The organism is Desulfuromonas soudanensis, from assembly GCF_001278055.1.
GTDB classification, from domain to species: Bacteria; Desulfobacterota; Desulfuromonadia; order Desulfuromonadales; family WTL; genus Deferrimonas; species Deferrimonas soudanensis.
In genome coordinates this window covers 3,027,579-3,038,460 of the sequence record NZ_CP010802.1, presented here as the reverse complement: position 1 = coordinate 3,038,460, position 10,882 = coordinate 3,027,579, and the positions used below count along the sequence as shown (strand labels likewise).

General features: G+C 51.8%; 5 protein-coding genes. All 5 read left to right on the top strand.

The features are described 5' to 3' along the window. Positions 1 to 51: 51 nt before the first annotated feature. The 5 genes from DSOUD_RS13555 to DSOUD_RS18550 all read left to right on the top strand — a co-directional run bounded on the left by DSOUD_RS13555 (position 52) and on the right by DSOUD_RS18550 (position 10,705). Positions 52 to 4,116: a hypothetical protein gene (locus DSOUD_RS13555; RefSeq protein WP_157671879.1), complete on the top strand. Its 4,065-nt coding sequence runs from the start codon at positions 52 to 54 to the stop codon at positions 4,114 to 4,116. Continuing rightward, positions 4,113 to 5,066 (top strand): Ig-like domain-containing protein, encoded by a 954-nt coding sequence (locus DSOUD_RS13550; RefSeq protein WP_053551509.1) that lies wholly within the window; start codon positions 4,113 to 4,115, stop codon positions 5,064 to 5,066. Before DSOUD_RS13555 ends, DSOUD_RS13550 begins: the two co-directional genes overlap by 4 nt. 209 nt (positions 5,067 to 5,275) lie before the next feature. After that, positions 5,276 to 8,473 carry a hypothetical protein gene (locus DSOUD_RS13545; RefSeq protein WP_198300319.1) on the top strand — a complete coding sequence of 1,066 codons (3,198 nt, stop codon included), beginning with the start codon at positions 5,276 to 5,278 and terminating at the stop codon, positions 8,471 to 8,473. Positions 8,474 to 8,586: 113 nt separating this feature from the next. Next, positions 8,587 to 9,767, top strand: a protein-coding gene (locus tag DSOUD_RS18005; RefSeq protein WP_423739487.1) for an IS3 family transposase whose coding sequence is annotated in 2 segments (ribosomal slippage) — positions 8,587 to 8,863 and positions 8,863 to 9,767 — 1,182 coding nt in all. Because the reading frame shifts where the segments join, the coding sequence is not laid out codon by codon here. 8 nt (positions 9,768 to 9,775) lie between these two features. Further along, complete coding sequence (locus DSOUD_RS18550; protein WP_157671877.1) at positions 9,776 to 10,705, top strand: hypothetical protein; 930 nt, start codon at positions 9,776 to 9,778, stop codon at positions 10,703 to 10,705. Positions 10,706 to 10,882 lie beyond the last annotated feature (177 nt).

The window sequence follows — 10,882 nt, the reverse complement described above, 5'->3', positions numbered from 1 at the left end:
TCTATGGAGTCAAGGTCAACACCATGGGGCGCCGAGGTCGAGGTGCCGGTTGTGGCCGGGGAGATCTTCGCCGGCCCCGGCGACCCGGTGAAAATTGACAAGAGGTTTGGCGAAGGGAATAAAAATATCGTCAATAATCCGGCCGGCAGCCTGATGGCCACAATCGTCGACCAGTACGGCAATCCGGTTTCCAATGTTCCTGTCTCCTTTGCTGTTTTGCCGGCACTTTCCCTGAACCCGGAATGGCCCCTCCCTGCAGGCTATCGAAACATCGAGCTCTACCAGGACGATAACTGTAAGCTGGATTATCCCATATACGGGGATTGCACCACCGAGTCGTCCATGACCGTACTTGCCGGTCATATCGGTGCGATTGTCAACACCATTCTCGGCAACACGGTGAATACCCAATACAAGGTTCAAGTCTCGGTTCCGAACCTTCCCAATGAGGAATTCACCCTTTCCACTTATGGATCCATGGAGCCGGATGCCTATATCCCCCCCCAGGTGTTTTCTTCCCGGCTTGTTACGGTCACTCAAAAGGGTGAAAGCATCAATGCCGCCAAGGCCGGCGAAGCCCTCAATGCCCCCCTTGGCGCCGCCTTGTTCATGCTGTACGCCGACTACACCATGGAGGGGCCATCTCAGTGCACCGAAGAGGGTGCTACCTTCGACTGCTGGACCATAAAGGGGACCGGCCTCAGTCATACTCGCAGGATTGACGATGGCACCAGCACCATGACTTTTACAACCATCCAAGGCGGAGGGGTCGCAGGGGAGACGGAAAACCTCGGCGAAGGGAAATACCAGGCCAGCTTCACGACCGGGGCGCAAGCCGCGCTGAATGTGATCGAAGCGGTCGGGGAGGCGACGATGACCGTCCCCGAGGTCTATTTCGACAGCCTAACTCTGGATTCCATCCGCACCGGTTACAGGTCGGACACCCTGCCGACGCGGACCGTCACCGTCAAGACGGGACAAAAAGCCCTCTTTGACAAGGAGACAGGGGAGATCCTCGGCAATATTCCCCAGAAGATTTCCTACAATGTCTATGGCGTGGAAGTGCCGACGGAGATATCGCCACCTGTGGTCTCTCTCGGTGAGGGGGGGATGGCCCGTGAAAATGTCGTCGTCACCTATACAATTCAGCCGGAGGGAGCCAGTCCCGCCGGGTACATTGCCTCCAGTGCGCATATCGATCTTTTTTCCGTTGATTCCACGGGAGAGGAAAGCTGGGAAGACTTCCTGGTCGGGAATGTCGCCACGGGACGCGGCACCGCCCAATGGACAAAAGGGAAAGTATTTGATCCGAAAAAGAAGTATTTCGTGCAGACGGTGCTCAATCGCGGTTCCGATGCAGAGATTCGAGGGGAGCGCGTCCCCTTGCCCACACTTCTTGCAGATCTCGATATCGACAGCGACAACAACGCAGGGTGGCAGCCTGATGGCATCCACAACCTGCCGAAGCGGGATACCCTGGAGGACCAGGTTGAAGATCAGGTTGGGCGGCCGGGCAAGGTCCTGAAGGCCAATCTGGTCGATACCGATGGCGACAAGGTGCCGGGGTATGCCGACGGTATCGATAGGAATGGTCAGGAAGGCGACGGAGCCAGTGAACCCTTTTGTCCGTTGGTGTTTGAGCTCGGCGGGAGCGTGTTTGATCCGGCCAAGGCAACGGTCAGCTTTCAATACTCCGGCAGTAATCCGGCCGGGGTAGAGAAGGTTGTCTCGGCGGATGAAACGGTCAGTTACACCCTTGCACCCGGGGCGTTCAGGCTCTGGATCAAGGACGGACAGTTCAGTCGCAAGGTGGCCGATATCGCCCAAGGTGGGGATTATGTTGTTCCCGACAAGGCCTATCCCCTGAGCTGGTTTGAACCGGTTGCCGGCGCGGATGCCTGGACCTTGTTTGTTGAAGGGGTCAGGGGAGTCACCGGCGCTGAGGAGAAGAAGATCACCCTCACCGTTGACCCTGACGGCGAAGGGCCGTTGGCCGCAGTTGAAGGGGATCTGGTCTTGGTGACTTCGATTTTTGCCGGATTGGTGCCGGATTACAACCATAACCGAGTTATCGATGAGGAGGATCGGGCGCGCGCTGCACAGGGGGATATTTATTACTTCTGGATCAATGATGATGACGATGAGGGGGAGACAGAGGGGGATGATATTCCTTTGTCGGCCGTGAGCAGCCAGGAAAGTAGGCGCGACTGCGATAACTTCAGGATCGACGGCGTGCGCGACCTGATTGACTTCTTCCCGGTGGCACTCGACATCAAGACATTGCTCGGAATCTTTCAGCCCAATGTATATGAGTATCGCCTCAAGGCAGCTACAGAAAACCTTAACGTGGTCTTTCCCGAACTGACGACGGAGACGGTCGAAAACTACCTGGTCGACGTCGAAACTGCGCGAACTGTGGCGCTCAAGCAGACCTTCCCCGTGCCGCAGGACAAATGGCCAATCAGCGGTGCGTACAACATCGCAGCCCGACAGGGTCTGAGCACCATGCTGGCTACAGCCTCAACGCAAGACACCCCTTCTGTGGTTCTGCTCGAAGGGGTCAAATCAGGGCAGGCATCGCTGGTGCTGGAAGTTTTCGACCCGTCCGGAAATAAGGTCTTTTCGAATAGTCTTAATCTCAGTCTGGATGGGGTTGAACAGATGTTCAGACACAAGAATCTGATCAAACCCCTGGAAGACTACTATTCTAAATCGGAGGCTGGGTTCCCGGGTGAAAACTCATTTCCTAACGATGGTATGGCTGATCGTGTGAACTCAGCGGACGAAGGAGTTACAAATAGAAAGCACTTTGAGGGCTTTGACGCCGAAACAGATGAGAACAATTTCGTTCATGTGCATGGTTACAACGTCAACGGCCAAGCCGCGCGCGGCGAGCAGTCCGAAGCTTTCAAGCGCCTCTACTGGTCCGGTTCCCGGGCCAGATTCTGGGGGGTCAGTTGGTACGGCTGTGAGTCGCAAGTGCCGATCTTAAACTTTTCGCCGAATTACCACGTCAATGTCCGACATGCTCTTAACAGCGGTCGCCTGCTCAAGGATTTTGTAGCCGCAAATAATCTGGGTAGTGCCACCGTTTTTGCCCACAGCCTCGGGAATATGGTGGTGTCCAGCGCCATCGAGGAAGGGATGTCGGTTGCCCGTTACCTGATGGTCAATGCTGCAGTGGCGGAGGAAGCATTCACCCCGCAAGAAGCCTATGACGGTGGAGCGGCCTATGAATCAAGCGCCCCGTGGCGGAGCGCAACCAAGGAGCAAATGTATCATCCGGCCTGGCGCTATCCCGGTGGCGTCGTTGTCCCCTTCGAGAACGCCTACCAGCCGCAGCTCTGGGCCTCGGAATGGTACAAACTTTTCGCACCCGATGATGATCGCTCAACCCTGACCTGGAGAAATCGTTTCGCCAAGGTGCGCGACCTGACGGACACCTTCGTCTACTATGCTCCGACCGATGAAGTCTTTCGGCCCTTCTTGTACACGGTCGAGATGGCGGCAAACGATAGCGCCTATCAGCCGAACGCAGCGGACTGGCCGGGTTGGGAGGAGATTGCCAAGAACGCCTTAAATAGAAGCAACACCGTCGGCGCCTATGCGTGGTCTTTACAGGAACTGGTCAAGGGGCGTATGGGGCTCGGCGACGAGGACAGCGATAGTGGCGGGTGGGGATTCAATCTGATGGATGACGACTATTGGCGGTATTCTGATCCGGTTAACCAAAAAAAGTTGCCGATTTCCAGTTCTGCTGCGAACGCTATCCAGAAGGATCAGTTGAAGGCACGGCCATTCTTTTTGATGAACCCGGATTTTGATTATCTCTATAAAGACCCGCCCGTACTCGTTTCCGCGCCCCTGCGGGAGGAGTTGCTCGCTAACGAGATTCCGGCATTGACCTTTGCGGCGGGGCACCGGGGGGTGGAGAAAATTAAAGTAAAGGGTTCTGATCGAGACATCGACATTCGGCAGACGTTTGCGGTCGGCAAACCGTGGCTCGTAGATAGACCTCGAAATGAGTGGCGACACAGCGATATTTATGTCATCGCTTACACTTATCTGTCCGGTCTTTATGATGAATGGGTTAAAAAAATTCAAGGAGCGCCATGATTATGAAATACGGATATCTGACAGTCATAATTGTTTTTTTGTTCGTAGTGTTTTATGCCCCGGCGGCTCAGGCACTTAGCGTCGCAAAAATTGTTGTCAAGGTCATGGATGAGGCGGGTGCTCCAGTTAATAATGCTCATCTTAATATTCGATTTTCAAGTGATTCAGGCACAGTAATAGGTTTCACGGATGATAATGGCATTTTTGAAGTAAAGGCCATCTCTAATGATGGCGTGATTCTTGGGGATATAACGAAGGATGGTTACTACGAAAGTGGGCTTGCCCATTCGTTTTATGTTACCCGCTTCGGTATGTGGCAACCGTGGGGGAAAGAACTCACCGTCGTCATGCGCCCCATCGTCAACCCGGTGCCGATGTATGTTCGTAACCACTCCTTTAAGGTTCCAGTAAAAGGCGAGGAGGTTGGTTTCGATCTGGAGAAGGCCGATTGGGTCATTCCCTATGGACAGGGCACGAAAGCCGATTTCGTTTTTAGGATTGATCAACGTTACGACGATGGCAACAACTTCGATTGCCGGTTAACCCTGACTTTTTCCAATCCGTTGGATGGCATTCAGGTCATTAATGACGACGGCGGCGGTGACTTTAACGTCGGCAGTCGTTACCATTTACCGCGAACTGCTCCTGAAATCGGGTATTTATCAAAACTGCAAAAACGCAATTCAACAGGCACCCCTGGCTATGTCCTCGATATGAAGGATGACAATAATTACATTTTTCGCGTCCGTTCCGAAGTTGACGAAAATGGCAAGTTGAAGCGCGCCATGTACGGCAAGATTCGCGGTGACTTGTGGTATACCCCAGGAGATGGGGGCAAAATCAGTTTGCATTACTTCTTAAATCCAGATTACACCCGTAACCTCGAATTCGACCCGAAACGGAATCTCTTTATCATCCTGTCGGGCAGCGAGAACGTGAGACAACCGTAGAAAACTCGTTTAGTTAGAAATATCCAAGAACAGCTCTTTGACAACCAATGTGGCTGGCAATGTGACCGTCTTTGCCCACAGCCTCGGGAATATGGTGGTGTCCAGCGCCATCGAGGAGGGGTCGTCGGTTGCCCATTACCTGAGGGTCAATGCCCCAGTGGCGGAGGAAGCCTATACCCCACAAGAAGCCTATGACGGCGAAGCGGCTTATGAATCCCGTCCCCGACGTCTATTTCGACAGCCGAACTCTGGATTCCTTCCGCACCGGTTACAAGTCGGACACCCTGCCGACGCGGACCGTCACCGTCAAGACGGGACAAAAAGCACTCTTTGACAAGGAGACAGGGGAAATCCTCGGCAATATTCCCTCGAAGATTTTCTACGACGTCTATGGCGTGGACGTGCCGACGGAGATATCGCCTACCTTGGTCTCTCTCGGTGAGGGGGGGATGGCCCGCCAAAATGTCGTCGTCATCTATACCATACAGCCGGAGGGAGCCAGTCCCGCCGGGTATGTTGCCGCCAGTGCGCATATCGATCTTTTTTCCGTTGATTCCACGGGAGAGGACAATTGGGAAGACTTCCTGGTCGGTCAGGCCACCACGGGACGCGGCACCGCCCAATGGACAAAAGGGAAAGTATTTGATCCGAACAGGAAGTATTTCGTGCAGACGGTGCTCAATCGTGGTTCCGATGCAGAGATTCGGGGGGAGCGCGTCCCCTTGCCCACACTTCTTGCAGATCTCGATATCGACAGCGACAACAACGCAGGGTGGAAGCCTGATGGCACCCACAACCTGCCGAAGCGGGATACTCTGGAGGACCAGATTGAAGATCAGGTTGGGCGGCCGGGCAAGGTCCTGAAGGCCAATCTGGTCGATACCGATGGCGACAAGGTGCCGGGGTATGCCGACGGTATCGATAGGAATGGTCAGGAAGGCGATGGAGCCAGTGAACCCTTTTATCCATTGGTGTTTGAGCTCGGCGGGAGCGTGTTTGATCCGGCCCGGGCAACGGTGAGCTTTCAATACGCCGGCAGTAATCCGGCCGGGGTCGAGAAGGTTGTCTCGGCGGATGAAACGGTCAGTTACACCCTTGCACCCGGGGCATTGAGGCTCTGGATCAAGGACGGACAGTTCAGCCGCAAGGTGGCCGATATCGCCCAAGGTGGGGATTATGTTGTTCCCGACAAAGCCTATCCCCTGAGCTGGTTTGAACCGGTTGCCGGGCCAAAGGGCTGGACATTGTTTGTTGAAGGGGTCAGGGGGGTCACCGGCGCAGAGGAGAAGAAGATCACCCTCACCGTTGACCCTGACGGCGAAGGGCCGTTGGCCGCAGTTGAAGGGGATCTGGTATTGGTGACTTCGATCTTTGCCGGATTGGTGCCGGATTACAACCATGACCGAATTATCGATGAGGAAGATCGGGCGCGCGCTGCACAGGGGGATATTTATTACTTCTGGATCAATGATGATGACGATGAGGGGGAGACTGGGGGGGATGATATTCCGTTGCCGGCGATGAGCAGCCAGGAAAGTCGGCGCGACTGCGATAACTTCAGGATCGACGGCGTGCGCGACCTGATTGACTTCTTCCCGGTGGCACTCGACATCAAGACATTGCTCGGAATCTTTCAGCCCAATGTATATGAGTATCGCCTCAAGGCAGCTACAGAGAACCTTAAGGTGGTCTTTCCCGAACTGACGACGGAGACGGTCGAAAACTACCTGATCGACGTCGAAACTGCGCGAACTGTGGCGCTCAAGCAGACCTTCCCCGTGCCGCAGGACAAATGGCCAACCAACGGGGCGTACAACATTGCGGCCCGACAGGGTCTGAGCACCATGCTCACGACAGCCTCAACGCAAGACGCCTCTTCGGTGGTTCTGCTCGAAGGGGTCAAATCTGGGCAGGCATCGCTGGTGCTGGAAGTTTTCGACCCGTCCGGAAATAAGGTCTTTTCGAATAGTCTTAATCTCAGTCTGGATGGGGTTGAACAGATGTTTCGACATAAAAACCTCATTCAATTTGCTTTGCCAGATCTTAGTCCGCAACCACCTGAACCTGGAACAGAATGGGGCGAGTTGGATCGCTTGGATGTGCCCTTAAATTGCCCTGACAAGGAATGTTTAGATGTATTGGATGAAGATTTTATTTTTGTCCATGGTTACAATGTTGATGGCCAACAGGCTCGGGGTTGGCAAAGTGAAATGTTCAAAAGGCTTTTTAGGTCAGGCCTCCGATCAAGATTCTGGGGTGTCACGTGGTATGGTTCCAAAACACAACAATTGAACATGTTTACGATAAACTTTCGTATTAATGCACGTAACGCATTACACACAGCACCAAATTTCAGGAATTTTCTAAATGACAACATGCAGGGGAAAAGCTCAATTGCATCACATAGCTTAGGAAATATGCTCACCGCATCTGCGCTTCTTGATCCTGGGGAGCCATTAACGGCATCTATAGGCAACGTTTTCATGATTGATACTGCCGTAGCACTTGAGGCTTTTACTGGTGAAATTGAGGGTGGCGGAGATCCCGATTGTCCTGGGGGACCGCGGTGTCCGGGAACTGATGTTATTTATGCGGGGGAGGACGCATCATCCGTGTCCTCTGCAGCTAATCCTATGATCAATCCTAAGTGGTACGATTACGAGAAAAAATTAGGTTCGAGCGAGTGGTACAAGCATTTCGACGCTGAACTTTCCATTGGCGGTAAACCGGACGCTAGAAGGTCTTTGACTCTTCGAGGCCGCTATGCCGATCTGAATAAGATTGGGGCAACTTTTTACAATTTTTATTCTTCAGGGGAAGAAGTCCTTGGAACTCATTACGGGGACCTTGCTGCCTTTGAAAATGGATCAGAATTCGTTGTCGACGGAGGGCGTAACGCTTGGACTCTGCAGGAAAAGCTTAAAGGAAGAATGTGGTTTGGCCTGGGCAGCAGCAACTATGGGGGATGGTCATTTGCTAGTCCGTATGTTGTCGTGACATCGACAGGAACAATATCTTATTTAAATAATGCGATGCCGTTAGCAATTGCCAATCAGCTAACACCAACGCAATTGAGAACCCAGCCTTTCTTCGGTTTGGGCCAAGCATCGCCGCTGACTGAACCGGGCGGTAGCGATTGGGCGGAAATTCACCGCGATCAATTGTTGGCAGAGGCAATCCCAGCAATAACCTTACCAAGCGGGGGACCAGGCGGAAAAGATATGGATATTAAGCTTTTTGATAAAAATGTCTTTAATATGCAAGATACTTTCACCAGCGGATGGCCACAGGTGAGGATTGATAAAGGTGATACGAGGTGGAAACACAGCGACTTGAGAAATGTTGCATATCTGTATGTCTACAAGATTTTTAAGAAAATGGCCAATTCTATGGGAGTGACACAATGAATAAATATCTCATGTTTGCTGTGTTGATTAATTTTGTTCTGAGTAGTTATGCTGAGGTAAGTTGAAAAAATCGGACACCAATGTTAAGAAATCTATCTTACGGAGGTGTCAACATGACAAGAGGTTCTAATGGCCGCTATTCGAAGGAATTTCGCATTGAGGCCGTAAAAATGGTGGTTGAAGGAGGTGTCGCTGTCTATGAGGCATCGCGCCAGTTATCCCTGCCGAAATCCACCCTTGAGAATTGGGTAAGGGCGTTCAAGGCCGGAAAGCTCAGTAATATCGGTGGCAAAGGCCAACAGCGCCCGCTGACCGAAGTCGAGCTGGAACTTGACAGGGTTAAACGAGAACTGGCCCAGGTCAAGCAGGAGCGCGACATCCTAAAAAAAGCCGCCGCGTACTTTGCCAAGGAGTCGCTGCCCGGTACGCGGTAATAAATCAACTTCGACCTGAGTACTCTGTCCCTCTGCTCTGCCAGAGCCTGGAGGTTTCACCCAGTGGCTATTACACCTGGCTGAAGCGCCCGGACTCACCTCGGCAGAAGGAGGAGGCACGGCTCGCAATCGAAATCAAGGCGGCTCACAAAAGAAACCGGGAAACCTACGGTCCCGAACGATTACAAACCGATCTCGCCGAGCATGGCGTTCAGGTCGGGGTCCATCGGATCAAGCGAATCCGCAAGAAACACGGGATTCGTTGCAAGCAGGTGAAGAAGTTCAAGGCGACAACAAACTCCAACCATTCACTGCCTGTCGCCGAGAACCTTCTGGACCAAAACTTTGCTGTCGAAGCTCCCAACCAGGTCTGGGTAACTGACATTACTTACATCCCCACCGCCGAAGGCTGGCTGTATCTGGCCGGGCATAAAGACCTCTTCACCGGAGAGATCGTGGGATATGCGATGGGCGAAAGAATGACGAAGAATCTGGTGAGTCAATCCCTATTCCGTGCCGTGTCAGTCAAGCGCCCGGCGACCGGGTTGATCCATCATTCGGATCGGGGCAGCCAGTATTGCGCCTTGGAGTTTCAGAAACTACTGAAGCAGTTCAATATGCAGACTTCGATGAGCCGCCGAGGTAACTGCTACGACAACGCCCCCATTGAGAGTTTCTGGGGGACACTGAAAAACGAATTGGTCCACCATCGTCGTTACGCCACCCGGTGGGAAGCGATGCGAGAAATCACGGAGTACATCGAAATCTTCTACAATCGTCAAAGGCGCCAGAAGCGGCTGGGCTACCTGTCGCCTGCTGCCTACGAACAGGAATATTACAAAGAGCTAAGCGCAGCATAAGAACTTTGGTGTCCGCTATTGACGACCGACCTCATGCTGTTGATTCATTTGCTGCCTTTAAATCGACCAAGTTTACTGTAGTTGTGGTGAGTGAAGAAGAGAAACCGATTGCTGGCGTCAAGGTCGGTGTCGGCTTTGAGAGGAATACTGGCTCGGGTACCGAAAGTTCCGGTCAGCAAGGTATAACTGACTTAGATGGCAAACTAACATTTTCAGGTGAGAGCAACGGGCATATAACTTATAGTGGGAGTAAATACGGCTATTATCCTAGCTATTATGACTATGACTTTGAAACTCTTAGCACATTTGGTTGGAAACCATGGAACCCTGAATTTAAGCTTGTCATGCGTAAGATTGAAAAGCCGGTGCCGATGTATGCGCGCCAAGCGGCATTGAAAATTCCAGTAATTGGTAAGGATGTTGGTTTTGATCTTATCGAGTTCGATTGGGTCCCGCCTTACGGAAAAGGGATTAACTCAGATTTCATTTTTAACTTGGAAAATAAAATCTTGGATAGAGAGAATTTTGTGGCAAGGCTTTCTATTAAATTTTCAAACAATTTTGACGGCTTACTTAAAGTTGAAGATAATTTTAGGAATGGGAGTGTATTCAAACTTCCAAGAACAGCACCGTTGGAAGGATATAGAGATATGTTTTCGTTTGAAAGATCCCAATCTTCCGATGGAAAACGTGTTAGAGATTATAAAAGTACTGACAGTTATTTGTTTAGAATAAGATCTATAAAAGAAGATGGTGAATTTGTTAAGGCTATTTATGGAAAAATTCATGGACCAATTTCATTTGATCCAAGGCTAAAATCACCTGAAATATATTTCACGTATTATCTTAATCCAGATCTGACACCCAATCTCGAGTTTGATCCAAAACGTAATTTGTTCGAAAATCTAGGTGATTTTCAGAGTGTTTCTGAACCATAGCTGGGGGTCGCAAAGGGGTCAACCCTTGACGGTTTGTTGCTCAAACCGATCTAGGTTTTGCCACGAGAACCTCTGAGGGGGACAGGCTGAAAGCCCCGGTAAAAGCCGGCATGGATCGGGAAGTGTAAGTCCTCCACATGGTAAAGGCTAGCTGAACGATTCCAGCTCCGCGGAGTC